The 23,734-nt window shown below is 73.9% G+C and carries 30 protein-coding genes; 22 read left to right on the plus strand and 8 right to left on the minus strand.

Annotated elements, in window-relative coordinates; translation table 11 throughout:
• Nucleotides 1–21 precede the first annotated feature (21 nt).
• Both ABZS66_RS35095 and ABZS66_RS35100 read right to left on the minus strand, forming a co-directional pair.
• A complete protein-coding gene (locus tag ABZS66_RS35095) occupies nt 22–777 on the minus strand; it encodes a hypothetical protein (RefSeq protein ID WP_354765356.1) in 756 nt (251 codons plus the stop codon).
• Nucleotides 778–789: 12 nt separating this feature from the next.
• Nucleotides 790–1,548, minus strand: a complete 759-nt coding sequence (locus tag ABZS66_RS35100) for an SDR family oxidoreductase (protein ID WP_354765358.1) — start codon at nt 1,546–1,548, stop codon at nt 790–792.
• A 42-nt stretch (nt 1,549–1,590) separates the two neighbouring features.
• On the opposite strand from ABZS66_RS35100, the gene ABZS66_RS35105 reads away from it, so the two are divergent.
• The 5 genes from ABZS66_RS35105 (at nt 1,591) to ABZS66_RS35125 (ending at nt 5,775) form a co-directional block, all read left to right on the plus strand.
• Entirely contained in the window at nt 1,591–2,454 is an 864-nt protein-coding gene (locus ABZS66_RS35105; RefSeq protein WP_354765359.1) for an LLM class F420-dependent oxidoreductase, read from the plus strand.
• Nucleotides 2,451–3,302 (plus strand): SDR family oxidoreductase, encoded by an 852-nt coding sequence (locus ABZS66_RS35110; RefSeq protein ID WP_354765361.1) that lies wholly within the window; start codon nt 2,451–2,453, stop codon nt 3,300–3,302. Before ABZS66_RS35105 ends, ABZS66_RS35110 begins: the two co-directional genes overlap by 4 nt.
• Nucleotides 3,292–4,428, plus strand: coding sequence for an acyl-CoA dehydrogenase family protein (locus ABZS66_RS35115; protein ID WP_354765363.1), 1,137 nt, complete (start codon nt 3,292–3,294; stop codon nt 4,426–4,428). The genes ABZS66_RS35110 and ABZS66_RS35115 overlap by 11 nt, the downstream gene beginning before the upstream one ends.
• Complete coding sequence (locus ABZS66_RS35120; RefSeq protein ID WP_354765365.1) at nt 4,428–5,396, plus strand: acyl-CoA dehydrogenase family protein; 969 nt, start codon at nt 4,428–4,430, stop codon at nt 5,394–5,396. The genes ABZS66_RS35115 and ABZS66_RS35120 overlap by 1 nt, the downstream gene beginning before the upstream one ends.
• A 151-nt stretch (nt 5,397–5,547) precedes the next feature.
• Nucleotides 5,548–5,775 (plus strand): hypothetical protein, encoded by a 228-nt coding sequence (locus tag ABZS66_RS35125; RefSeq protein ID WP_354765367.1) that lies wholly within the window; start codon nt 5,548–5,550, stop codon nt 5,773–5,775.
• Nucleotides 5,776–5,782: 7 nt separating this feature from the next.
• Here ABZS66_RS35125 and ABZS66_RS35130 read toward each other — a convergent pair whose 3' ends face one another.
• Both ABZS66_RS35130 and ABZS66_RS35135 read right to left on the minus strand, forming a co-directional pair.
• Nucleotides 5,783–5,944, minus strand: a complete 162-nt coding sequence (locus tag ABZS66_RS35130; protein WP_354765369.1) for a hypothetical protein — start codon at nt 5,942–5,944, stop codon at nt 5,783–5,785.
• Nucleotides 5,945–5,955: 11 nt separating this feature from the next.
• On the minus strand, nt 5,956–6,390 hold the full coding sequence (locus tag ABZS66_RS35135; RefSeq protein ID WP_354765371.1) for a GNAT family N-acetyltransferase: 435 nt from the start codon (nt 6,388–6,390) through the stop codon (nt 5,956–5,958).
• Between the two features lie 197 nt (nt 6,391–6,587).
• Here ABZS66_RS35135 and ABZS66_RS35140 point away from each other — a divergent pair, with 197 nt between their 5' ends.
• Complete coding sequence (locus ABZS66_RS35140) at nt 6,588–7,991, plus strand: glutamate decarboxylase (protein WP_354765373.1); 1,404 nt, start codon at nt 6,588–6,590, stop codon at nt 7,989–7,991.
• 46 nt (nt 7,992–8,037) lie between these two features.
• Here the strand turns inward: ABZS66_RS35140 and ABZS66_RS35145 are convergent, their stop codons facing one another.
• A complete protein-coding gene (locus ABZS66_RS35145; RefSeq protein ID WP_354765374.1) occupies nt 8,038–8,814 on the minus strand; it encodes an SDR family oxidoreductase in 777 nt (258 codons plus the stop codon).
• On the minus strand, nt 8,789–9,937 hold the full coding sequence (locus tag ABZS66_RS35150) for an acetyl-CoA C-acetyltransferase (protein ID WP_354765376.1): 1,149 nt from the start codon (nt 9,935–9,937) through the stop codon (nt 8,789–8,791). The genes ABZS66_RS35145 and ABZS66_RS35150 overlap by 26 nt, the downstream gene beginning before the upstream one ends.
• A gap of 46 nt (nt 9,938–9,983) precedes the next feature.
• On the opposite strand from ABZS66_RS35150, the gene ABZS66_RS35155 reads away from it, so the two are divergent.
• The 5 genes from ABZS66_RS35155 to ABZS66_RS35175 all read left to right on the plus strand — a co-directional run bounded on the left by ABZS66_RS35155 (nt 9,984) and on the right by ABZS66_RS35175 (nt 14,835).
• On the plus strand, nt 9,984–11,489 hold the full coding sequence (locus ABZS66_RS35155; RefSeq protein ID WP_354765378.1) for a FadD3 family acyl-CoA ligase: 1,506 nt from the start codon (nt 9,984–9,986) through the stop codon (nt 11,487–11,489).
• Entirely contained in the window at nt 11,489–12,139 is a 651-nt protein-coding gene (locus ABZS66_RS35160; protein ID WP_354765380.1) for an SDR family oxidoreductase, read from the plus strand. The genes ABZS66_RS35155 and ABZS66_RS35160 overlap by 1 nt, the downstream gene beginning before the upstream one ends.
• 22 nt (nt 12,140–12,161) lie before the next feature.
• Nucleotides 12,162–13,352 (plus strand): acetyl-CoA C-acetyltransferase, encoded by a 1,191-nt coding sequence (locus ABZS66_RS35165; protein ID WP_354765382.1) that lies wholly within the window; start codon nt 12,162–12,164, stop codon nt 13,350–13,352.
• 80 nt (nt 13,353–13,432) lie between these two features.
• Nucleotides 13,433–14,314 (plus strand): SDR family oxidoreductase, encoded by an 882-nt coding sequence (locus ABZS66_RS35170; protein WP_354765384.1) that lies wholly within the window; start codon nt 13,433–13,435, stop codon nt 14,312–14,314.
• Nucleotides 14,311–14,835 carry a DinB family protein gene (locus ABZS66_RS35175; RefSeq protein WP_354765386.1) on the plus strand — a complete coding sequence of 175 codons (525 nt, stop codon included), beginning with the start codon at nt 14,311–14,313 and terminating at the stop codon, nt 14,833–14,835. The genes ABZS66_RS35170 and ABZS66_RS35175 overlap by 4 nt, the downstream gene beginning before the upstream one ends.
• Here ABZS66_RS35175 and ABZS66_RS35180 read toward each other — a convergent pair.
• Nucleotides 14,802–15,383, minus strand: a complete 582-nt coding sequence (locus ABZS66_RS35180) for a dihydrofolate reductase family protein (protein WP_354765388.1) — start codon at nt 15,381–15,383, stop codon at nt 14,802–14,804. The genes ABZS66_RS35175 and ABZS66_RS35180 overlap by 34 nt on opposite strands.
• A 99-nt stretch (nt 15,384–15,482) precedes the next feature.
• Here ABZS66_RS35180 and ABZS66_RS35185 point away from each other — a divergent pair, with 99 nt between their 5' ends.
• Nucleotides 15,483–15,962 (plus strand): hypothetical protein, encoded by a 480-nt coding sequence (locus tag ABZS66_RS35185; RefSeq protein WP_354765390.1) that lies wholly within the window; start codon nt 15,483–15,485, stop codon nt 15,960–15,962.
• 16 nt (nt 15,963–15,978) lie between these two features.
• On the opposite strand, the gene ABZS66_RS35190 is transcribed toward ABZS66_RS35185, so the two are convergent.
• On the minus strand, nt 15,979–16,566 hold the full coding sequence (locus ABZS66_RS35190; protein WP_354765392.1) for a TetR/AcrR family transcriptional regulator: 588 nt from the start codon (nt 16,564–16,566) through the stop codon (nt 15,979–15,981).
• 142 nt (nt 16,567–16,708) lie between these two features.
• On the opposite strand from ABZS66_RS35190, the gene ABZS66_RS35195 reads away from it, so the two are divergent.
• The 10 genes from ABZS66_RS35195 to ABZS66_RS35240 form a co-directional block, all read left to right on the plus strand.
• Nucleotides 16,709–17,524, plus strand: coding sequence for a CoA-transferase (locus tag ABZS66_RS35195; RefSeq protein ID WP_354765394.1), 816 nt, complete (start codon nt 16,709–16,711; stop codon nt 17,522–17,524).
• A complete protein-coding gene (locus ABZS66_RS35200) occupies nt 17,521–18,276 on the plus strand; it encodes a CoA-transferase (RefSeq protein ID WP_354765396.1) in 756 nt (251 codons plus the stop codon). The genes ABZS66_RS35195 and ABZS66_RS35200 overlap by 4 nt, the downstream gene beginning before the upstream one ends.
• The gene (locus ABZS66_RS35205) at nt 18,273–19,313 is read left to right on the plus strand and encodes a nitronate monooxygenase (RefSeq protein WP_354765398.1); all 1,041 of its coding nucleotides are present in this window, start codon (nt 18,273–18,275) and stop codon (nt 19,311–19,313) included. Before ABZS66_RS35200 ends, ABZS66_RS35205 begins: the two co-directional genes overlap by 4 nt.
• Nucleotides 19,314–19,318: 5 nt before the next feature.
• Entirely contained in the window at nt 19,319–19,951 is a 633-nt protein-coding gene (locus ABZS66_RS35210; protein ID WP_354765400.1) for a transferase hexapeptide repeat family protein, read from the plus strand.
• Nucleotides 19,952–19,955: 4 nt separating this feature from the next.
• On the plus strand, nt 19,956–20,708 hold the full coding sequence (locus ABZS66_RS35215; protein ID WP_354765402.1) for an SDR family oxidoreductase: 753 nt from the start codon (nt 19,956–19,958) through the stop codon (nt 20,706–20,708).
• 9 nt (nt 20,709–20,717) lie between these two features.
• Nucleotides 20,718–21,143 (plus strand): MaoC family dehydratase N-terminal domain-containing protein, encoded by a 426-nt coding sequence (locus ABZS66_RS35220; RefSeq protein ID WP_354765404.1) that lies wholly within the window; start codon nt 20,718–20,720, stop codon nt 21,141–21,143.
• Nucleotides 21,140–21,547: a MaoC/PaaZ C-terminal domain-containing protein gene (locus ABZS66_RS35225; protein WP_354765405.1), complete on the plus strand. Its 408-nt coding sequence runs from the start codon at nt 21,140–21,142 to the stop codon at nt 21,545–21,547. Before ABZS66_RS35220 ends, ABZS66_RS35225 begins: the two co-directional genes overlap by 4 nt.
• A complete protein-coding gene (locus tag ABZS66_RS35230) occupies nt 21,544–22,278 on the plus strand; it encodes an enoyl-CoA hydratase family protein (RefSeq protein WP_354765407.1) in 735 nt (244 codons plus the stop codon). Before ABZS66_RS35225 ends, ABZS66_RS35230 begins: the two co-directional genes overlap by 4 nt.
• The gene (locus ABZS66_RS35235; protein ID WP_354765409.1) at nt 22,275–23,420 is read left to right on the plus strand and encodes an acyl-CoA dehydrogenase family protein; all 1,146 of its coding nucleotides are present in this window, start codon (nt 22,275–22,277) and stop codon (nt 23,418–23,420) included. Before ABZS66_RS35230 ends, ABZS66_RS35235 begins: the two co-directional genes overlap by 4 nt.
• Before the next feature lie 10 nt (nt 23,421–23,430).
• Nucleotides 23,431–23,734, plus strand: a 304-nt coding sequence (locus ABZS66_RS35240) for an acyl-CoA dehydrogenase family protein (protein ID WP_354765411.1), incomplete at its 3' end; no start/stop codon positions are given.

The following is a 23,734-nucleotide window of genomic DNA, read 5'->3' on the forward strand; positions in this document are numbered from 1 at the left end:
CCGTCATGATCTCAGGCCGTCTCAAGAGCGCGGGCCGCCGATCGCGGCCAGCAGGCGTTCGTAGCCGGCGGGGGTGCCGATCGCCGCGCGCTCCTCCGGGTGCCACAGGTAGTAGTTGACCGCGTTGGCCAGGAAGCGGCGGTGGACCAGGGCCAGGTGTGCCGGCAGCCGCAGCCGGGCCGGGTCGCGCAGCGTCGCGCCGCGGCGGCCGACCAGGTCGGGCCGGGCGATGCCGAGGTCGACCTCGCCGAGGCGGGAGGCGCCCGGCAGCGGCCCGGCCGCGATCGCGTCCCACGGCACGAACGTGTCGCCGAGGGCGTCGACCCAGAAGAGGCCGTCCGGCCGCAGGACGATCCGGCCCGCGCCGCGCACGATCGCGGTGATCCAGACCGCGACGCCGACGACCGCGGCGCCGTACAGCGGCACATAGAGCAGTGTGATCGGGTTGATGCCGCCGGCGAGCCACTGCGGCACCCCGAGCAGGACGACCCCGGTGACCAGCCCGACCGCCGCCACGCCGACCACGTAGGCGGCCGGGGCGACAAACCCCTCCCCGGCGGTCTCCAGCGCGCTCGGGCGGTCCCAGCCCAGCAGCAGCCACAGCTGCAGGACCGACGACGCCAGGACCACCGCGGACGGCGCCAGGACGGTGCCCAGCACGTGCGTGTCCCACGGCCAGCGCGGGCGCAGCCCCAGCTCGCCGGTAGCGACCCAGAGCAGCAGGACGCCGACCGCGGCGCCGATGACGATGAGGGCCGTGCGCCGCGTCAACATCACGCGGCCATGGTCTCAGGCGGTGTAGCCGCCGTCCACGTCGAGCTTCTGGCCGGTGATGAACCGGGCCCGGTCGCTGGCCAGGAAGCAGACCGCCTCGGCGATGTCCTCGGCGGTGCCGAACGTGCGCAGCGGGATGTTGGCCCGGGCCACCTCCAGGGCCCGCTCGTCGAGGTCGCCGCCGGCGATGAGCCGCTCGGCCATGCCGTCGGTGAGCATGCCGGGGCCGACGCAGTTGGCCCGCACGCCGTAGCGGCCCTCCTCGGCGGCGATGCCGCGCACCAGCGCCTCGACCGCGCCCTTCGGGCCGGACGACAGCCCGTCGCGGACCGGGTGGCGGCGGGTCGCGGCCGTGGTCACCGCGACGATGCTGCCCTGGGTGCCGCGCAGCGCCGGCAGCGCGGCCGACACGACGTTGAAGAACCCGGACACGTCCTGCACCAGCTGCTCGCGGAACCGGTCCGGGGTGACCCGGCTCAGGTGCACCATCGGGACGTGGGGCCCGGCGGCGTGCACCAGGGTGTGCAGCGGCCCGGCCGCCTCGACGAGCGCGGCGCAGGCGGCCGGGTCGGCGAGGTCGGCCCGGACAGTGCTGATCGCGTGCCCGCCGAGCTCGGCGGCGAGCGCCTCGGCGGCGGCCTTCGAGGAGCGGTAGGCGAGGACGACCGAGCTGCCGCGGGCGGCGAGCAGCCGGGCGACGGCGGCGCCGATGCCGCCGGTGGCTCCCGTGACGAGGGCGGCGCCGCGGCGGTAGGCGAAGTCGGGGGCGGTCATGGCGGGTACTCTACCAAGCAAGCGTTTGGTAGAGTCCAGCCCGTGGAGCTGAAACTCGGCGTCATGGCGGCCCTCTCGGGCGCCGGCGCGGCGGACCCGGCCACGACCGCGCGGTTCGTGAGCCTCCTCGAAGAGCTCGGCTGCGAGTCGGTGTGGGCGGTCGAGCACGTCGTCATGCCCGGCGACTACGCGTCGCGCTACCCCTACGACCCGGCCGGACGGATGGGCCTCGCCGCCACCGACGACGTCCCCGACCCGCTGCACTGGCTCACCTTCGCCGCCGCGCACACGCAGACCCTGCGCCTCGGCACCGCCATGCTGATCCTGCCCGAGCACCAGCCGGCGACCCTGGCCAAGCGCCTCGCCACGCTCGACGTGCTCAGCGGCGGGCGGCTGCTCGCCGGCATCGGCGTGGGCTGGCTGCGCGAGGAGTACGACGCCCTCGGGGTGCCGTTCGAGCACCGCGGCGCCCGCGCCGACGAGTACCTCGAGGCGATGCGCGCGCTGTGGACCGGCGACGCGGCCACCTACCACGGGCGGTACGTCACCTTCGACAACGTCCACAGCCGGCCCCGGCCCGTCCGCGGCACCGTCCCGATCGTCGTCGGCGGGCACAGCGTCGCCTCGGTGCGCCGCGCCGCGCGGTACGGTGCCGGGTGGTACCCGCTCGGCGTCCGCGGCGACGAGTTCGCGGGCCTGCTCGACCGGCTGCGCGCCGAGTGCGAGACCCTGGGCCGTGACCCGGCGGAGGTCGAGGTCACCATGCGCGCCCCCGGCAACCGGGCCGAGCTGGAGACGCTGCGCTCCCTCGGCGTCGGGCGGGTGGTGATCCGGGCCGACCCGCGGGATCCGGTCGACGTCCGGGACAAGATCCGGTGGTACCAGCGGGAGGTCCTGAAGGCATGAGAACGGTCATCGTCACCGGCGCGGGGCAGGGCCTCGGCCGCGCCCACGCGCACGCGTTCGCCGCGGCCGGGCACCGCCTGGTGCTCAACGACCTGTCGGCCGACGCCCTGGAGGCGGTCGCGAAGGAGCTGCCCGGCGACGTCGTCACCGCGCCCGGCGACATCGCCGACTGGGACTTCGCCGCCTCGCTCGTCGACCTGGCCGTCACCACGTTCGGGCGGCTCGACGCGCTCGTCAACAACGCCGGCCTCAACCGCGACCGGATGTTCACGAACGTCACCGAGGCCGAGTGGGACGACGCCGTGCGGGTCAACCTCAAGGGCCACGCGGCGCCGATGCGCCACGCCGCCGCCTACTGGAAGGCCCAGGCCAAGGCCGGCACGCCGGTCGCCGCCCGGGTCGTCAACACCACCTCGGGCGCCGGGCTGCTCGGCAGCGTGGGCCAGTCGAACTACAGCGCCGCCAAGGCCGGGGTCGCCGCGCTCACCCTGGTCGCCGCGGCGGAGCTGCAGCGGTACGACATCTGCGTGAACGCGATCGCGCCCAGCGCCCGGACCGCCATGACCGAGGTCGCCTTCGCCGACGCCATGCGCGCTCCCGAGTCGGGCTTCGACGCGATGGCGCCGGAGAACGTCTCGCCGCTCGTCGTGTGGCTGGCGAGCGAGGAGGCCGGCGACGTGACCGGGCGGGTCTTCGAGGTCGCCGGCGGCCAGGTGAGCCTGGCCGACGGCTGGCGGCACGGCCCGTCCGCCGACGCGGGCCGCCGCTGGGAGCCGGCCGAGCTCGGGCCGGTCGTGCGCGCGCTGATCGCCGGCGCCCCCGCCCCGGAGGCCGTCTATGGAGGATGAGTTCCGGCAGCGGGTCCGCGACTGGATGGCGGCCCACCTCACCGGCGAGTTCGCGGCCCTCGCCGGCACCGGCGGGCCCGGCCGCGAGCACGAGCACGTCGAGCTGCGGGCCCGCTGGGAACGGGTCCTCGGCGAGGCCGGCTGGATCGGCCTCGGCTGGCCCGCGCCGCACGGCGGTGGCGCGAGCATCGCCGAGCAGGTCGCGTTCCACGAGGAGTACGCGCGGGCCGGCGGCCCCGGCCGGCTCAGCCACATCGGCGAGCACCTGCTCGCCCCGACGCTCGTGGCGCACGGCACCGACGCGCAGCGGCGCCGCTTCCTGCCGCCGATCGCCGCCGCGACCGAGCTGTGGTGCCAGGGGTACAGCGAGCCCGAGGCCGGCTCCGACCTGGCCAACGTCCAGACCCGGGCCGAGCTGGCCGGCGGCCGGTGGCACGTCACCGGCCAGAAGGTGTGGACGTCCCTCGCCCACGTCGCCGACTGGTGCTTCGTGCTCGCCCGCACCACGCCCGGCTCCACCCGCAAGGAAGGCCTGTCGTACCTGCTCGTCCCCATGGACCAGCCGGGCGTCACCGTCCGCCCGATCGTGCAGCTCACCGGCACCTCCGAGTTCAACGAGGTGTTCTTCGACGACGCCGTCACCGACGCCGACCTCGTCGTCGGCGCGCCCGGCGACGGCTGGCGGATCGCCACCAGCACCCTCGCCCACGAGCGCGGGGTGGCGACCCTCGGGCAGCAGATGCAGTTCGCCCGGGAGCTGGACGCGGTCGTCGAGCGGGCCCGGGCCACCGGCGCCTTCGCCGACCCGGTGGTCGCCGACCGGATCGCCGACGCCTGGGCCGGACTGCAGGGCCTGCGCCACCACGCGCTGCGGACACTGCGCAACGACGACCCGGACCCGGCCGCGGCCTCGGTCGCCAAGCTGCTGTGGGCCGGATGGCACCAGCGGCTCGGCGAGCTGGCGATGGCCGTCGAAGGGGCGGGAGCGACGCTGGTCGACGCCGCGCCGTACGACCTGACCGATGCGCAGCGGCTGTTCCTGTTCACCCGGGCCGACACGATCTACGGCGGCGCCGACGAGATCCAGCGCAACATCGTCGCCTCCCACGTCCTCGGGAGCCGCTGATGTCCGCCCCCTCGGAGCATGACGCGCTGCGCGAGTCCGTCCGTGCCTTCCTGGCCGACCCCGGCTACAGCTGGGCCCGGCTCACCGGCGAGCTGGGCCTCACCGCGCTCGTGGTCCCCGAGTCGCACGGCGGGTTCGGCGCCACCCTGGTCGAGGCCGGCATCGCCCTGGAGGAGGCGGGCGCGGCGCTGCTGTCGGCCCCGCTGCTGTCGACGGTGACCGCCGCGGCCGCCCTGGATCCGTCGGTACCGGCGGCGGCCGCGCTGCTGCCCGCCCTCGCCGAGGGCACCACGATCGCCACGCTCGCCCTCGGCGGGGACTGCGCCGTCGCCGGCGGCCGGCTCACCGGCACGGTCCCGCACGTCCTCGACGGCGACGCCGCCGACGTGTTCGTCGTCGCGGCCGGCGACGACCTCCACGCCGTCTCCGCCGCGGTCGCCGACGTCCGCGTCCACCCGACACTCGACCAGACCCGCGGCCAGGCGACGGTGGTGTTCGACGCCGCCCAGGCCTCGCTCGTCGCGCCCGGCGGTGCCGGGCACGCCCTGGACGTGCTGCACGCCGGCCTGGCCGCCGAGTCGCTCGGCGTGGCCCGGGCCGCCCTGGCGCTGGTCGTCGAGCACCTGCGCACCCGCCGCCAGTTCGGGGTGCCCCTGGCCACGTTCCAGGCGCTGCGGCACCGGGTCGCCGACCTGCACGTGCTCGTCGAACAGGCCACCTCCACGGTCTGGTACGCCCTGCAGGCGCCGGCTGCGGAGTTCGCGACCGCCGCGCCGCTGGCCAAGCTGACCGCCGGCGAGGCCGCGTGGACGGTCACCACCCAGGCCATCCAGCTGCTCGGCGGGATCGGCTTCACGTGGGAGCATCCGGCGCACCGGTACCTGAAGCGCGCCACCGCGAACCGCGTGCTCGCCCTCGACCCGGTCGCGCTGCGGCGCCGCCTGCTGGCCGCCGCGTACCCCGGATGACTGGCTGTTCCGGTGACGCTCGGTCAACGGTACGGCCGGGGTTGAACGTCGCCCGGCCCGGCCCGGACGGCCGGTTCCGGCGCGGATCAGGGACCGGTCCGCGTCCGATCGACCGGTGCGGTCCGCTACCGTGCGTGCCTACCGTCGGATGATGAACGCACAGCCCGTGGTGGTGCTGGCCGAGAACGACTACCGCTACGGCGCCGGCCCGCTGCGGCTGCGCATCGAGCGCATCGACCGCGCCGCGGAGTTCCACCTCGACGGGGAGGCCTGGGTGACCGTCCACGGCACCCGCCTGCGCGCCGACGGCACGGAGCTCGGCCCGGTCCGGGTCGTGGTCCGCGCGGCCCGCCTGCCCGCCCGGGGCCGCGGTGCGTGAGCACCGCTCAGGGGGTGCAGCGCTGAGCGAAGACGGCGCCGCCCGTCCACTCGGTCGGGAAGGTGGTGCGCACCGCCACCGCGTGGTCGCCGCCGGCGGCCCATACGATGCCGGTCGCGACGACGACGGCCGCGACCCCCGCACCGATCCACCGCGCCCGCCGTACCATGATCGGGAAGTCTAGAGCGGGATCACGTAGCTGATGAACCCGCGGTGCTCGGCCACCTGGTCGTAGAGCCGCCGCGCGGTGACGTTGTCGGCCCTGGTGTGCCAGTAGACCCGGTCGAGCCCCCGCCCCCGCGCCCAGTCCTCGACGGCGCTGATGAGCGCCCGCCCCACCCCACGCCCCCGCACGGCGGGGTCGGTGTAGAGGTCCTGGAGGTAGCACACGTCCCGCGAGCTGGTGCTGGCGTGGACGAGGAAGTGCACGATCCCGACGAGCTCCCCGCCGACCCGCGCCCCGAGGGCGTGCACCTTCTGCCCGTCCCGGAAGGCCTGCCACGCCTCGTCGAACCGTTCGGCGGGCCAGGTCCGCCCGTAGAACTCGTGGTACCCGGCGAAGAGCTCCTGCCAGACGGTCCGATCGCTCTCCCGCAACCCCGCAACCTCGATCACGCCGCCAAGGCTCCCACACACGTGATCCCTACTTTCCGGATGACACGTTCGGGGGTCAGCAGGGGGTGAAGCGCCTGGCGCGCTCCTGGATGCCGCCGTAGCTGAACCGGACAGCACGAAAAGCGGCTGAGTCCTGCCGCATCATCCGGGCGCATCGGGGCAGCGGCGGAGGGATCGACTGACAGGACGGTGCGACGATGGTGCTGCACAGGCGTCTTCCGCGACGGCCGCCGGAGGCCGCGGACGGCGGGAACCCGTTCGCGACGGTCGCCAACCCGGCGCTGGCCCGGCAGGTGAGCTCACCCCGCGACGCGCTGGCCGAGGACCCGGTGCCCGCCGACACCGCCTGGCAACTCGTGCACGACGAGCTGATGCTCGACGGCAACGCCCGGCTGAACCTCGCCACGTTCGTCACGACCTGGATGGAACCGCAGGCGACCCGCCTGATGGCAGAGTGCGTCGACAAGAATATGATCGACAAGGATGAGTACCCGCAGACCGCCGAGTTCGAACGGCGCTGTGTCAGTATCCTCGCCGACCTGTGGCACGCCCCGGATTCGGCCGACGTGATCGGCTGCTCGACCACCGGATCCAGTGAGGCGTGCATGCTGGCCGGTCTGGCCCTGAAGCGGCGCTGGGCGGCCCGGCACCCGGCTGACGAGGTCCGGCGGCCCAACCTGGTGATGGGGATCAATGTCCAGGTCTGCTGGGAGAAGTTCTGCAACTACTGGGAGGTCGAACCCCGCCTGGTGCCGATGGAGGGCGATCGGCTGCACCTGACCGCGCAGGAGGCGGCGGCGCACTGCGACGAGAACACCATCGGCGTGGTCGCGGTCCTCGGCTCGACGTTCGACGGCAGCTACGAGCCGGTCGCCGAGATCGCGGCGGCGCTCGATGCGCTGCAGCAGCGCACCGGTTGGGACATCCCGCTGCACGTCGACGGCGCCTCCGGGGCGATGATCGCGCCCTTCCTGGACCCGGACCTGGAGTGGGACTTCCGGCTCGACCGGGTCGTCTCCATCAACACCTCCGGGCACAAGTACGGCCTGGTGTATCCCGGCGTCGGCTGGGTGCTGTGGCGCGACCGCGACGCCCTGCCGGAGGACCTCGTCTTCAACGTCAACTACCTCGGCGGCAGCATGCCGACGTTCGCGTTGAACTTCTCCCGCCCGGGCGCAGAGGTCGTCGCCCAGTACTACACCTTCTTCCGCCTCGGCCGTGCCGGCTTCCGGGCCGCCCAGCAGGCGTCCCGCGACGTGGCGCTCCACCTTTCCGGCGGGATCGCCGCCACGGGCCGGTTCCGGCTGCTGAGTCACGGGGACGAGCTGCCGGTGTTCGCGTTCACCACGAACCCCGACGTCGGCGCGTTCAACGTGTTCGACGTCTCCCGTCGGCTCCGCGAGCGCGGCTGGCTGGTCCCGGCGTACACCTTCCCGGCCAACCGCACCGACCTCGCCGTCCTTCGGATCGTGGTCCGCAACGGCTTCACCCGTGACCTGGCCGACCTCCTGCTCGCCGACCTCCGCCGGCTGCTGCCCGAACTGCAGGCCCAACCCGGGCCCGTGCACACGGGCGGCGACGCCACCGGATTCCACCACTGATGTGCTGACGCTTCGGGCGTCCGCCACGTTCTGGTCGCCCGACGCCTTACCGGTGGCCGTTGGCGGGATTCGACGCGTCGGCGTAGCGGGGGAGCTGGCCGCCGCCGTCCAGGAGGAGGCCGGCGCCCGTCATGTAGCCCGCCAGCGGGGACGCCAGCAGCAGCACCGCGTCCGCCACGTCGTCGGGGGTCGCCATCCGGCCCAGGGGGACCGTGGCCGCCACCGCGGCCAGGGCCTCCTCGTCGCCGTAGTGGGCCACGTTGTCGTCCGTGCGGACCACGCCCGCCGTCACCAGGTTCACCCGGACTTTCGGGGCCCACTCCAGGGCCAGGGCCCGGGTCAGGACCTCCAGGCCGCCCTTCGCCGCCGCATACGCGGCCGTGCCGGGGGCCGGGCGCATCGCCGAGACGGAGCCGATGTTGATGATCAGGCCGCCGTCCGGCTGGTGCTGCATCACCGCGTTCGCGGCCTGGGCCACGAAGAACGGGGCGAGGAGGTTCAGCCGGACCACCGCTGTCACCAGATTGGGTGACACCGTGGCCGCGGGGACCGACGGGGAGCCGCCCGCGTTGTTCACCACCAGGTCCAGGCCGCCGAAGTGGGAGACGGCCGCCGACACCAGGGCCTGGGCCTCCGTGGGCTCGCGGACGTCCGCGGCCATGAAGACCATCCCGGGCGGGAGGTCGTCGGGAGTCCTGCGGCCGCAGACCAGGACCTGGTAGCCGGCCGCGAGCAGTCGGTCGGCGATGCCCCGGCCGATGCCTCGCGTACCGCCGGTGACGAGCGCCGAGCGGGGCTCAGAGCCGTTCGATGATGGTGACATTCGCGGTCCCCCCACCCTCACACATCGTCTGCAGACCGTACCGCCCGCCGGTTGCCTCCAGCTCATGCAAAAGGGTGGTCATGAGGCGCGCCCCGGTTGCACCCAGCGGGTGGCCGAGGGCCACGGCGCCGCCGTTGACGTTCACGCGGGTCAGGTCGGCGCCGGTCTCGCGCTGCCACGCGAGGACGACCGGTACGAATGCCTCGTTCACCTCGAAGAGGTCGATGTCGTCGACCGTCAGGCCGGCCCGTTCGAGGGCCACCGCCGTGGCGGGGATCGGGCCGGTGAGCATGTACACCGGGTCGTCCGCCCGGACGCTCAGGTGGTGGATGCGGGCGCGGGGCCGCAGGCCGTGCGAGTCGACGGCGCGGGAGGAGGCGATCAGCAGCGCCGCCGCGCCGTCGGAGATCTGGCTCGCCAGGGCCGCCGTCACCACCCCGCCGGGGGTCAGCGTCGCCAGCGCCTCCATGCGCTCGCGGGACGTGTCGCGGCGGGGGCCCTCGTCGTGCCGCACGTCGCCGAGGGGGGCGATCTCCCGGGCGAAGCGGCCGCCGTCGACGGCCGCCGCGGCCCGCCGGTGGCTCTCCAGGGCGTACGACTCCATCTCCGAGCGGGTCAGCGACCACTTGGCGGCGATCAGCTCCGCCGCCCGGAACTGGCTGATCTCCTGGTCGCCGTAGCGTGCCTGCCAGCCGGTCGAGCCGCGGAACGGGTCGTCGAAGCCGTACTCGCGGCCGGCCAGCATGGCGGCGGAGATCGGGATGGCGCTCATGTTCTGCACGCCGCCCGCCACGACCAGGTCGGCGGTGCCCGACAGGACGGCCTGGGCGGCGAAGTGCACGGCCTGCTGGGACGAGCCGCACTGCCGGTCGACGGTGACGCCCGGCACGTGCTCGGGCAGGCCGGCGGCAAGCCACGACGTGCGGGCGATGTTGCCGGCCTGCGGGCCGAGCGCGTCGACGCAGCCGAAGATCACGTCGTCGACCGCGGCCGGGTCGACGCCGCTACGCTCGACCAGGGCATTGAGGACGTGCGCCCCCAGGTCGGCCGGGTGGACGCCGGCGAGGCCGCCGCCGCGCCGCCCGACGGGGGTCCGGACCGCATCAACAATGAAGGCGCTCATGTCCAGCACCTTACCAAGCGAGCGCTTGGTTGGTAAGGTGGCCGGCATGGAACCGTTGGCCGCCCGGACCATTCCCGATCTGGTACAGGCGGGCGCCGCACACCACGGCGACCGCGAGGCGATCGTCGACGGCCCCGTCCGGCTCACCTACGCGCGGCTCGCCGACGAGGTCGCCCGGTTCGCCGGCGCCCTTGCCGCCCGGGGGGTCGGCAAGGGCGACCGGGTCGCGCTGTGGGCGCCCAACTCGTGGCGCTGGATCGTGGCCGCCCTGGGCATCGTCTCCGCCGGCGGGGTCATGGTGCCGCTGAACACGCGGCTCAAGGGCGCGGAGGCGGCGTACATCCTGCGCCGCAGCGGCGCCCGGCTGCTGTTCGTGCAGGACGGCTTCCTCGGCAACTCCTACGTCGCCTCGCTCCAGCAGGCGTGGAAGGAGGAGGAGCCCGACCACGGCATCGAGGCCGTCGTCGACCTGGTCGCGGAGTGGGACGCGTTCGGGCGGGACGCCACGCCGGTCAGCGTGGCCGTCGACCCCGACGACCTCGCGGACCTCTTCTTCACCTCCGGGACGACCGGGCGGCCGAAGGGCGCGATGCTCACCCACGGGCAGACCACCGAGCTGTACGTCGCCTGGAGCGAGCTGGCCGGCCTCACCGCCGGCGACCGGTACCTCCTCGTCAACCCCTGCTCGCACACCTTCGGCTACAAGGCGGGCGTGATCGCCTGCCTGCTGCGCGGGGCGACGATCGTGCCGCAGCCGGTGTTCGACGTGGAGGAGACGCTGCGCATCGTCGCCGCCGAGCGGATCACCGTGCTGCCCGGCCCCCCGACGCTGTACACGTCGATCCTCGACCACCCCCGCCGCGGCGCCTTCGACCTGTCCAGCCTCCGCGTCGCGGTCACGGGGTCCACCACGGTGCCGGTCGTCATGATCGAGCGGCTGCGCGCGGAGTTGCGGCTGGCGACCGTGCTCACCGCGTACGGGCTCACCGAGTCCTGCGGCACCGCGACCATGTGCCGCCCCGACGACGACCCGGTCACCGTGTCGACCACCTGCGGGCCGGCGGTCCCGGGCGTCGAGGTGCGGGTGGACGCGACGAGCGGCGAGGTCCTGATCCGCGGCTACAACGTGATGCGGGGGTACTTCGAGGACCCGGAGGCGACGGCCGAGGCGATCGACGCGGACGGCTGGCTGCACACGGGCGACGTGGGCGCGCTCGACGAGCGGGGCTACCTGCGCATCACCGACCGCCTCAAGGACATGTTCATCGTCGGCGGCTTCAACGCCTACCCGGCCGAGATCGAGCAGGTCCTGGCCCGCCACCCGGCGGTCGCCGAGGTCGCGGTCATCGGCATGCCCGACGCCCGGCTGGGCGAGGTGGCCCGGGCGTTCGTCGTGCCGCGAGCGGATGCAATACCCGACATTTCGGAAATATCGGAGTTCTGCAAGACGCGCCTCGCCAACTACAAGGTTCCGCGCGACATCGTGCTCATCGACGCCCTGCCCCGCAACGCCAGCGGGAAGGTGCTCAAGACCGCACTGAGGAGCCGCTAGTGGACACCGTCATCGTCACCGGCGGCGCGAGCGGCATCGGCGCCGCGATCGTCCGCCTCGCCAAGGAGCAGGGCCTCAACCCCGTCGTGTGGGACCTGAGCCCGGGCGGGATGGTCGTCGACACCCGCGACCGGGCGGCGGTCGAGGCCGCGCTCGCCGAGGTGGGCCCCGCCCGATACCTTGTCAACAACGCCGGTCCGGCGAGCTCCACTGCCCTCAGCTTCGGCGACGGCCTCATCGGTACCGCCGGATCCGTCGAGCTCGTCACGTCGGCCTGGCTCGCCACCGACCCGCCCGACGGGGCCGCGGTCGTGAACGTGGCCAGCGTCGCCGGGAACCTCGTCGGCACCGACTCGGCCTGGTACAGCGCCGGCAAGGCGGCCATCGCCGGCTACACCCGCCACCTCGCGACCCGCGTCGCGCCGCGGGTGCGGGCGAACGCCGTCGCGCCCGGCTTCATCGAGACCCCGCGGATGGCCGGCTTCGCCGACAGCCCGCTCGGCCGGGCGCTCGTCGAGCGCAACCCCATGCGCCGCGCCGGGCGTCCCGAGGACGTCGCCGCCGCGGTGCTGTTCCTGCTCTCCCCGGCCGCCGCCTACGTCAACGGCGTCCTGCTGCCCGTCGACGGCGGCTGGACGGTCACGCAGTGATGCAGCAGAAAGAAGGTGATCCGTGGACGCCGTGATCGTCGCCGCGGTGCGCTCCCCGATCGGCCGCGCCTACAAGGGCTCGCTGGCCGGTGTGCGCGCCGACGACCTCGCCGCGCAGGTGGTCCGCACCGCGCTCGACAGGGTGCCGGCCCTCGACCCGGCCACGCTCGACGACCTGATCATGGGCTGTGCCCAGCCGGCCGGCGAGCAGGGGTACAACCTGGGCCGCCAGGTCGCGATGCACCTCGGCTTCGACATGGTCCCCGGGACCACCGTCAACCGGTACTGCGCCTCGTCGCTGCAGGCGATCCGGATGGCGTTCCACGCGATCCGCGCGGGGGAGGGCCACGCGTTCGTCGCCGCCGGGGCCGAGATCGTCTCGCACTACCCGGCCGGCAAGTCGGACGGGATGCCGGACACGAAGAACCCGCGCTGGCCCACGTTCGCGCCCTCGGCCCGGTGGTCCGACCCGCGCGACAGCGGCGGGCTGCCCGACGTGTACGTCGCGATGGGGGAGACCGCCGAGAACGTCGCCCAGCTGTGCGGGGTCTCCCGGCACGAGCAGGACGAGTTCGCGGTGCGCTCGCAGAACAACGCCGAGAAGGCGCAGGCCGACGGGTTCTGGGACCTCGACATCACGCCGGTGACGCTGCCCGACGGCACGGTCGCGCGCCGCGACGACGGGCCCCGGGCGGGCGTGACCCTCGACAAGGTCGCCGCGCTGCAGCCCGCGTTCCGGCCCGACGGTACCGTGACCGCCGGCAACTGCTGCCCCCTGAACGACGGCGCCGCCGCCCTCGTCATCATGAGCGCCCAGCGCGCCCGCGAGCTGGGCCTGACGCCCCTGGCCCGGATCGTGAGCACCGGCGTGTCCGCGCTGAGCCCCGAGATCATGGGCCTCGGCCCGGTCGAGGCGACCCGCCGCGCCCTGGCCCACGCCGGCATGTCGATCTCCGACATCGACCTCGTCGAGATCAACGAGGCGTTCGCCGCGCAGGTGATCCCGTCGTACCGCCAGATGGGTGCCGACCTGGACCGGGTCAACGTCCACGGCGGCGCCATCGCGGTCGGCCACCCGTTCGGGATGACCGGCGCCCGGATCGCCACCACGCTCATCAACGGCCTGGTGCACCGGGACGGCCAGTTCGGCCTGGAGACCATGTGCACGGCCGGCGGTCAGGGCATGGCCATGGTGGTGGAGCGGCTGTCATGACCGGCCCGGAGCGAAGCGGAGGGGCCGGGCATCAGGGGCTCGGTTCGGAGGTCGTGCGCCCGGAGCGAAGCGGAGGGAGCATGACCGGGTCGCTGCAGGGTAAGGCGGTGGTGGTGACCGGGGCCGGGCAGGGCCTCGGCGCCGCCTACGCGGTGCTGGCCGCGGCCGAGGGGGCCGCGGTCGTGGTCAACGACGTCGACGAGGCCCGCGCGGCCGGCGTCGCCGAGCGGATCCGGGCCGCGGGCGGCCGCGCGCTCGCGGTGAGCGGCACCGTCGCCACCTGGGAGGGCGCCGGCGCGATCGTCGGCGCCTGCGTCGAGGCGTTCGGCGCGGTCGACGGCCTGGTCAACAACGCCGGCATCTTCCGCCTCGCGCACCCCGCCGAGCAGGACCCCGACGACTTCCGCCGGGTGGTCGAGGTGAACCTGCTCGGCACCGCCTACTGCGGCCTGCACGCGATCCGGGCCATGCTCGCCCAGGGCGGCGGCTCGATCGTCAACGTCACCTCCGGCGCGCACGCCGGGTCGGCGGCGATGGGCGCGTACGGGGCCAGCAAGGGCGGCGTCGCCTCCCTCACCTACTGCTGGGCCGCCGACCTCGCCGGCACCGGCGTGCGGGTCAACGCCGTCTCCCCGAACGCGCACACCCGCATGGCCGAGGCGTTCGAGGCCTACCTCGGCACCGCCGCCCAGGGCCAGAACCTGCACAAGCCCCCGGAGCAGAACGCCCCGGCGGTGATCTACCTGCTGTCCGACGCGGCGGCCGGGCTGCACGGCCAGATCGTGCGCATCGACGGCGACGAGCTGTCGATGATCGCCCATCCGACGGTCCTGGGGGAGGGCACCCACGACCCGTCGTGGTCGGTCGGCGGCGTCGCGGCGGCGTTCGAGGCCGGCGTCGTGGGCCCGCTCATGCCGGTCGGGCTGCACCGGTCCCGCCATGAGGCAGACTTGGGCGGGTGACCGACCGCACCTGGAAGGCGTTCGTGGGCGCCCTGGCCGACCGCATCGAGCGCGACGTCCGGGCCGTCCTCGACGGGCTCGACCCCGCGCTGCTCGACGCGGTGGCCGTGCCCGGCACCAACCCGATCGGCTGGCTGCTGTGGCACCTCACCCGCAGCCACGACCGCAACGTGAGCGAGCTGGCCGACCCGCCCCAGCTGTGGATCACCGACGGCTGGCACGCCCGGTTCGGCCGGCTCGCCGACCCCGACGAGACCGGCTACCGGCACACCCCGGAGCAGGTGGCGGCGTTCGTGAGCCCGGAGCCGGCCGTGCTCGGCGCCTACCACTGGGCGGTCGCGGCCCGGGTCCGCACGTACCTCGACACCGCCCCGGCCGGCGACCCGGACCGCCTGGCCACCAGCCCCACCCTGGGTGACACCGTCCCGGTCCGCGACCGCCTCGTCGGCGTGCTGGTGGAGGGCCTGGAGCATGTCGGCCAGGCGGCCTACCTGCGCGGCCTGCTGGAGCGCACCGCGTAGGTCAGGTGGGTCGCCCCGGGCGTGTCGCGGGTCTCCAGGTGCTCGAGGTCCACCGGCAGCAGCCCGTCGAAGAGCGGTGTGCCGCTGCCGAGCAGCACCGGGGCCACGTGCAGCCGCAGCCGGTCCACGCGGCCCGACACGAGCGCCTGGCGGGCCACGGACGCACCGCCCATGACGTGGACGTTGCGCTCCCCGGCGGCCGCCTGCGCGGCGTCCAGGGCCGCCGTGATCCCGCCGGTGACGAACGTGAACGTGGTGTCGCCCCGGCGCACGACCTCGTGCGGGCGGTGCGTGACGACGAAGACCGGCATCCGGTAGAAGCCGTCCTCGCCCCACCCGCCGGTGTCCTCGTACACCCGCCGGCTGGTGACCACGGCGCCCGACGCCGTGAACAGCAGTTCGTCGAGCAGCGCCCGGCCCTCGGGGTGCCGCCACACCCAGTGGTGCAGCGCCTCGCCGCCGTCGCCGAGACCGGGGGTCCGGTCGACGCCGGGGCCGGTGACGAAGCCGTCGACCGATACGGAGATGTCCACCTCGATGCGTCCCATGCCCTACCGACCAGCGGCGGCGGCGAAACTCATCGGTACCGGCTGTGACAAGGTGAACAGCCGCGGTCGTGACGCTGGGTGGCGGCCTACGATCGCGCCGTGGAGCCGACGACCGACGACCTGCTGCGGGCGATGACCGTGCTCGGGGTGCCGGGCGACCCGCTGTACATCATGCGCGACCTCGACGACGAGCACCGCCGCCTCGCGCTCCTGGCCCACCTCACCGCCGCCCTCGAAGCCCACCTGGCCGCCGCCGAGGACCGCTCCGACCTGGGCGTCGAGGACCTCGCCGACCTGCACTGGGACGCCGACCGGGCGGCCGCGGCCCGGCTGCGCAGGGCCCGCCTGGCCCGCGTCCAGCACGGGCTGTGGCGCGGGCGCGGCCAGCGCGCCGACCCGGTCACCGACGCGGCACTGACCACCCTGTCCGCGCTGACCGGGCTGCTGGAGCGCGGCGGCACCCATCCGAGCATCCATCCGAGCACCCATCCGATGCTGCCGGACGCGGTGGCCGCCCTGCGCGACGCCGCCGACCACCTGGGCACGGTCCTGCGGGCCACGCCCGAGCATCCGGTGTAGTGCGGCGGTCCAGGGCTCAGCGGCGGGCCAGGCCGTCCAGGAACAGCGACGTGCAGTCCTCGGCCAGGCGGGTGATCGGGTACGCCGCCGTCGGCTTGAACCAGCGCACCGACAGCCAGACCGCGTCACGCATCAGGCGGTACAGGATCTTCGGGTCCAGGTCGCTGCGGATCACGCCCGAGGTGATGCCCGCCTCGATGACCTGCAGCCAGGCCGCCTGGACCTCCTTGCCGGCGCTCCGCAGGTACCCGAAACGCTCGATCTGGGTCAGGTAGTTCACGTCGTTCTGGTAGATCTCGGTGGCGTGCGGGTGGGCCTCGACGACCTCCAGCGACGCCACGATGAGGTCGTGCAGCCGCGTCCTCGGGTCGGTGTCGCCGGACAGGACCCGCTTGTACCGCGTCCGCAGGTCCTCCAGGTAGGAGGTGACGATCTCGTCGACCATCGCCTCCTTCGACTCGAAGTGGTGATACAGGCTCCCGGACAGGATTCCGGCCTCGTCCGCGATCTCGCGGACCGTCGTGGCGGCCACGCCCTTGCGGGCGAACAACCCCGCGGCGCTCGCGAGAATCCGTTCGCGTCGATCCCCAGGCTCTCGCGCCATCCCGTGCCTTCTTGTCGATGTGTGCCGGCACCTGGAGTGTACGTGTGCCGTGGCCGTGAGATACGGCTCGTCGGTGAGTGTAGCGTAATCAAGCAAGCGCTTGGTACGGTCAGCTTTGTCCTTAGGCAAAGAAGGCGGGACCATGGCGAACAAGCGGATGACCGAAGACGAGGTCGTGAGCCGGCTGCGGTCCGGCATGACCATCGGGATCGGCGGCTGGGGTTCTCGGCGCAAGCCGATGTCACTCGTGCGGGCGATCCTGCGCTCCGACCTCACGGACCTGACGATCGTCAGCTACGGCGGCCCGGACGTGGGCCTGCTGCTGGCGGCGAAGAAGGTCCGCCGCCTCGTGTACGGCTTCGTGTCGCTCGACACGATCCCGCTCGAGCCGCATTTCCGCGCGGCCCGGCAGGCCGGCGCGGTCGACGTCACGGAGTACGACGAGGGCATGCTGCGCTGGGGGCTGTACGCCGCCAGCTGCCGGCTGCCGTTCCTGCCCAGCCGGGCCGGCCTGGGCTCCGACGTCCTGCGGGTCAACCCGGAGCTGCGCACGATCGCCTCGCCGTACGGCGACGAGGAGCTGGTCGCGGTGCCCGCGGTCGCGCTGGACGCGGCCCTCGTGCACCTCAACCGGGCCGACGAGCACGGCAACGCGCAGTACCTCGGCCCCGACCCGTACTTCGACGACCTCTTCTGCACCGCCGCCGAGCAGGCCTACGTGTCGGTCGAGCGGATCGTGCCGACGGAGGAGCTCACCCGGGACGCCCCCGTGCAGACGCTGCTGCTGCAACGCTGGATGGTGCACGGCGTCGTCGAGGCGCCCGGCGGGGCGCACTTCACCAGCTGCGACCCCGACTACGGCCGTGACGAGGAGTTCCAGCGACGCTACGTGCAGGCCGCGGCCGACCCGCAGGCCTGGGCGAACTTCTACGAGGAGTACCTGGGGGTGGCCGCATGAGCAGCGACGTCACACGCGCTGAGGTCTGTGTCGTGGCGTGCGCGGAGGCGTGGCGCGGCGACGGCGAGATCCTGGCCAGCCCGATCGGCCTGGTCCCGATGATCGCCGCCCGGCTGGCCCGCGCCACCTTCGCCCCGGACCTGCTGCTGTCCGACGGCGAGGCGCTGCTGACCCGGGGCACCTGGGCGATCGGCGGCACCCCGCCCGTCATCGAGGGCTGGATCCCGTACCGCGCCGTGTTCGACCTGCTCTACAGCGGCCGCCGGCACGTCATGATGGGCCCGAGCCAGATCGACCGCTACGGCAACGCCAACATCTCCGCCATCGGCGACTTCGCCCGCCCGGACCGGGCCCTGCTCGGCGTGCGCGGCGCCCCCGGCAACACGGTCAGCCACCCCACCAGCTACTGGGTGCCCCGGCACGGCCGGCGCTCGTTCGTCGAGGCGGTCGACATGGTCAGCGGCATCGGCTACGACCGCGCGGCCGCCAACCCCACCGCCGGGCGCTACCACGAGCTGCGCCGCGTGGTCAGCAACCTCGGCGTGTTCGACTTCGGCACCGACGACCACCGCATGCGCCTGGTCTCCGTGCACCCGGGCGTGACGGTCGACGAGGTGCTCGAGGCGACCGCGTTCTCCCTGGTGGTACCGGCGGAGGTGCCCGAGACCCGGCTGCCCACCGGCGACGAGCTGGCGCTCATCCGCGACGTCATCGACCCGCAGGCGACCCGGGACCGGGAGGTGCGGGGGTGACCGCCCTGCGGACGCCGATCTGCGAGCTGTTCGGCGTCCGGTACCCGATCGTGCAGACCGGCATGGGCTGGGTCTCCGACGCCGCCCTGACCGCCGCCACCTCGAACGCCGGCGGCCTGGGCATCCTGGCCAGCGCCACGCTGTCGTTCGAGGAGCTCGCCACCGCGGTCGCCGAGGTGCGCCGGCGCACCGACCAGCCGTTCGGGGTCAACCTGCGCGCCGACGCGCCCGACGCGCGCAAGCGGGTCGACCTGCTCATCGGCGAGGGGGTGAAGGTCGCCTCGTTCGCCCTGGCTCCGAAGCCCGACCTGATCGAGCGGCTGAAGTCGGCCGGCGCCGTCGTCGTGCCCTCGGTCGGGGCGCGCCGGCACGCCGAGAAGGTCGCCGCGTGGGGCGCCGACGCCGTGGTCGTGCAGGGCGGCGAGGGCGGCGGGCACACCGGCCCGGTGCCGACCTCGTTGCTGCTGCCGCAGGTCGTCGACGCCGTCGACATCCCGGTCATCGCGGCCGGCGGCTACTTCGACGGCCGCGGCCTGGTCGCCGCGCTCGCCTACGGTGCCGCCGGCATCGCGATGGGCACCCGGTTCCTGCTCACCAGCGACAGCCCGGTGCCGGTCGAGGTGAAGCAGCAGTACCTCAAGGCCTCGCTGACGGACACGGTGGTCACCGACGCCCTCGACGGCGTCCCGCAGCGCGTCCTGCGCACGCCGTTCCTCGACACGCTGACCGGCGGCCGGCGGCTCGCCAGCGCCGTCGGCAGCGCCCGGACCTTCCGCAAGCTCACCGGCCGCAGCTGGCTCAGCCTCGTGCGGGAGGGCCGCGCGATGCACCGGGAGCACGGCCTGAAGTACTCCCAGGTGCTGCTCGCCGCGAACACGCCGATGCTCATCCGGGCCGCCATGGTCGACGGCCGCCCGGAGCAGGGCGTGATGGCCACCGGCCAGGTCGCCGGGCTGATCGACGACCTGCCCAGCTGCGCCGAGCTGGTCGAGCGGATCATGGCGGAGGCCGCCGACACGCTGAAGCGGCTCGCCTGATGCCGGTGTACTCGATCGAGGGCGTCGTCCCGGTCGTCCACCCGACCGCGTACGTCCACCCGACCGCCGTGCTCATCGGCGACGTCCACGTCGGCCCGCGCTGCTACGTCGGCCCGCTGGCCAGCCTCCGCGGCGACTTCGGCCGGCTCGTGCTGGAGGAGGGCTCGAACCTGCAGGACTCCTGCGTGTTCCACACCTTCCCCGGCACCGAGGCGGTCCTGGGCCGCGACGGGCACGTCGGGCACGGCGCGGTCCTGCACGGCTGCGTCACCGAGCCCGGCGTGCTCATCGGCATGAACGCGGTCGTCATGGACGACGTGCTGGTCGGCGCGTACGCGTTCGTCGCCGCCCACTCCTTCGTCAAGGCCGGCTTCGTCGTCCCGTCGCGGATGATGGTCGCCGGCGCCCCGGCCCGGGTGGTGCGCGACCTGACGCCGGAGGAGCTGGCCTGGAAGGCCAACGGGACGAAGGTGTACCAGGAGCTCGCCGCCCGCAGCCTGGCGTCCCTCGCGCCCGCCGACCCGCTGCCGGCGCCCGAGCCGGACCGCCCGGCGCTGTCGACGTCGGCCGCGGTCGCGGTCCCGCTCGACCAGGCCCGGGCCACCCCTTCCGAACCTAACAAGCGCTTGGTAGGCTGACCGCATGGTGACCAGGACCAAAGGCCACGGCCTGCTCGAAGGGCGGACCGTGCTCGTGACCGCCGCCGCCGGTACCGGCATCGGGTACGCGACCGCCGAGCGCTGCATCGAGGAGGGCGCGACCGTCGTCATCAGCGACCGGCACGAGCGGCGCCTCGCCGAGTCGGCGGAGAAGCTCGGCGTCCTCGGGGTGCCCTGCGACGTGACCGACCAGGCGCAGGTGGACCGGCTGTTCGACGCGGTCACCGACCGGCTCGGCGGCCTGGACGTCCTCGTCAACAACGCCGGGCTGGGCGGCACCGCGCGGCTCGTCGACATGACCGACGAGCAGTGGAGCACGGTCCTCGACGTGACGCTCACCGGCACCTTCCGCTGCACCCGCGCCGCGCTGCGGCACATGGTCCCGCGCGGGCGGGGTGTGGTGGTCAACAACGCCTCGGTCATCGGCTGGCGGGCGCAGGATGGGCAGGCGCACTACGCCGCGGCGAAGGCCGGGGTCATGGCGCTCACCCGCTGCGCCGCCATCGAGGCGGCCGCGGCCGGGGTGCGGGTCAACGCCGTGGCGCCCAGCCTGGCGATGCACCCGCACCTCGCCAAGGTCACCACCGAGGAGCTGCTCACCGAGCTGTCCGGGCGCGAGGCGTTCGGGCGGCCGGCCGAGCCGTGGGAGGTGGCCAACGTGATCGTGTTCCTCGCCAGCGAGTACAGCTCGTACATGACCGGCGAGGTCGTCTCCGTCAGCAGCCAGCACCCGTAGGAGCACTTCATGGTGGACGCCAGCGCCGTGGGCCGGGTGGGGGAGCCCTTCACGCTCGACGTCGAACGCGGCAAGATCCGCGAGTTCGCCCGGGCCACCCACTCGCAGAACCCCGCCTACCTGCAGGCGGAGGATCCCGTGGTACCGCCGACCTTCCTGACCACCGCGTTCTTCTGGCAGTCCGGCGCGAGCGACCCCTGGGAGGCGGTCGCGATGGACCAGCGCAAGGGACTGCACGCCGAGCAGGAGTTCGTCTTCCACGGCCCGCCCCCGCGGGCCGGTACGCGCCTGACCGGCCGGTCCCGGATCGAGTCGGTGACGCGCAAGGAGGGCCGGCGGGGGACGCTGACCTTCGCCGTCATGGTCACCGACTTCCACGACGAGGCCGGCAACCTCGTCGCGACGGCCAAGCTGACCGGGGTGGAGACCGCATGACGAGCTTCACCGTCGGCCCGCTGACCCGCACCGACCTGGTCCGCTACCAGGGCGCGTCGGGCGACTTCAACCCGATCCACCACGACGAGGAGTTCGCCCGCGCCGCCGGCATGAAGGCGCCGCTGTCGCTGGGCATGCTCCAGGCCGGGCTCATGGCGACCTGGGCCACCGACCGGTACGGCGCGCAGAACGTCCGCTCCTTCCGGGTCCGCTTCGCCGCCCAGGTGTTCCCCGGCGACACCGTCACCTGCGACGGCACACTCGTGCGGCGGTACACCGCCGAGGACGGCTCGCCGCTGCTGGACCTCGAACTGACCTGCACCACCCAGGACGGCACGGTCGCCGTGTACGGCTGGGCCACCTTCGCTGCCGACCTCGCCGCTTCCGATGGAGATGCCGCATGATCGAGACCACCGTCGACGACCGGGGCGTGGCGGAGATCGTCATGAACAACCCGCCGGTCAACGCCCTGCCCGTCAAGGGCTGGTTCGACCTCGCGGCCGCGCTCACCGCCGCCGGCGCCGACCCGGCCGTGCGGGCCGTCGTGCTGCGCGCCGAGGGCCGCGGCTACAACGCCGGCGTCGACATCAAGGAGCTGCAGGCCGCCGCCGACCACGCCGCCCTCGTCGGGGTGAACCGGGGCTGCGCCGCCGCGTTCGCCGCCGTCTACGACTGCCCGGTCCCGGTGATCGCCGCCGTGCACGGCTTCTGCCTCGGCGGCGGCATCGGCCTGGTCGGCAACGCCGACATCATCGTCGCGTCCGACGACGCCACGTTCGGCCTGCCCGAGGTCGACCGGGGCGCGCTGGGCGCCGCGACGCACCTGTCCCGGCTCGTACCGCAGCACAAGATGCGCGCGATGATGTACACGTCGGCCACGGTGACCGCCGCCGAGCTGCACGCGTTCGGCTCCGTGCTGCGCGTCGTGCCCCGCGCCGAGCTGCGGGCCGCCGCGCTGGAGCTCGCCCACGACATCGCCGGCAAGGACCCGGCCGTCATCCGCGCCGCCAAGGAGTCGCTCAACGGCATCGACCCGTGGGACCCCAAGCGCAGCTACCGCTACGAGCAGGGCTTCACGTTCGAGCTCAACCTGACCGGCGTGGCGGACAAGGTCCGGGACGAGTTCGGCCGATGACGGTCGACCTCACCGACACCGCGTCCGAGGCCGCGTTCCGCGCCGAGGCCCGGTCCTGGCTGCGCGCCAACGTCCCGTCGGCGCCGCTGCCGTCCGGCGACACCCGCGCGGGCTTCGCCGCCCACCTCGACTGGGAGCGGCGCCTCTTCGACGCGCGGTGGTCCGTCGTGTCGTGGCCGTCGCAGTACGGCGGCCGGGACGCCTCCCTCTGGGAGTGGCTCATCTTCGAGGAGGAGTACTACGCCGCCGGGGCACCGCAGCGCGTCACCCAGAACGGGATCTTCCTGCTCGCACCGACGCTGTTCGAGTTCGGTACCCCGGAGCAGCGCGACACGCTGCTGCCCCGGATGGCCGCGGCCGAGGACCTGTGGTGCCAGGGCTGGTCGGAGCCGGGCGCCGGCAGCGACCTGGCCGGCATCGCCAGCCGCGCCGTCCCCGCCTCCGACGGCGGCGGCTGGCGCCTGTCCGGCCAGAAGACCTGGACCACCCGCGGCGCGTTCTGCACCCACCTGTTCGGCCTGTTCCGCACCGACCCGTCGGCGCCCCGCCACCGCGGCCTGACGTACTTCCTCGTCCCCCTCGACACCCCCGGCGTCACGGTCCGCGGCTTCGGCCGCCTCGACGGCGACGAGGGCTTCGCCGAGGTCTTCTTCGACGACGTGCACGTCCCGTCGTCGGCCGTCCTCGGCGGCGTCGGCGAGGGCTGGCGGGTGGCGATGGCGACGACGGGCTCCGAACGCGGCCTGACCCTGCGCTCCCCGGGCCGCTTCCTGCACACCGCGTCGCGCCTGATCGCCCTGGCGTCCGCGCAGCGCGACCGCCTGCGCCCCGCCACCCGCGAGCGCGTGACGCGGGCCTGGCTGGCCGCCCGCGCCTACCAGCTGTTCACCCTCAACCAGGTCACCGACCTCGTCGAGGGCCGCCCGCCGGGTGCGCGGTCGAGCCTCAACAAGCTGTACTGGTCGCAGCTGGACATCGACCTGCACGAGATCGCGCTGGAGCTGCTGGGCGCCGAGGCGATCCTGGACTCGCCGTGGACCCGGGGCTTCCAGTTCTCGCTGGCGGGCCCGATCTACGCCGGCACCAACGAGATCCAGCGCAACATCGTCGCCGAGCGGGTGCTCGGCCTGCCGAGGGCCTGAGGGGGTACCGGTGCGATTCGCCCCGACTGAAGACCAGCTGGCCTTCCGCGACGCGGTCCGGGAGCCTCTCGTGAAGGGCTGGCCGGCGTTGGCCGAACTGGGACTGTTCGGCGCCCTGGTGCCCGTGTCGCAGGGCGGCCTGGGCCTTGCCGAGACGGACCTGGTGGCGGTCCTGGAGGAGATCGGCGCCGCGGCGCTGGAGGCCCCGGTGACGGCAACGGCCTTCGTGGCGGCCCCACTCCTCGCGGCGTTGCTGGACGCCCCCGTTCGGTCGGTCGACCGACCGAGTGGGTACGCGGGCACGCGGGGGGTGA

The sequence above is a fragment of the Dactylosporangium sp. NPDC005572 genome (assembly GCF_040605515.1).
In the GTDB taxonomy this organism is placed as follows: domain Bacteria; phylum Actinomycetota; class Actinomycetes; order Mycobacteriales; family Micromonosporaceae; genus Dactylosporangium.